We start from the raw sequence: 261 nt of genomic DNA, 5'->3' as shown, positions 1-261 counted from the left end.
GCTAGCTTATGCCATTGCACTAACCTCACGATGTCCGACCGTGATTAGCTAACCTTCGTGCTCCTCCGTTACTCTTTAGGAGGAGACCGCCCCAGTCAAACTACCCACCAGACACTGTCCTCACCCCCGATTAGGGGGCCGAGTTAGAACATCAAACATTAAAGGGTGGTATTTCAAGGTTGGCTCCACGCAGACTGGCGTCCACGCTTCAAAGCCTCCCACCTATCCTACACATCAAGGCTCAATGTTCAGTGTCAAGCT

1 rRNA gene is annotated in these 261 nt (G+C 52.1%); it reads right to left on the bottom strand.

The window, feature by feature from the left end:
• A 23S ribosomal RNA gene (locus J1781_RS00055) occupies positions 1 to 261 on the bottom strand; the annotation flags it as partial.

Origin of the sequence: Rahnella perminowiae (genome assembly GCF_019049695.1) — a bacterium.
Lineage (GTDB): Bacteria > Pseudomonadota > Gammaproteobacteria > Enterobacterales > Enterobacteriaceae > Rahnella > Rahnella perminowiae.
Note: the sequence above shows the minus strand (reverse complement) of the source record. Positions and strands in the feature narration are given on the sequence as shown.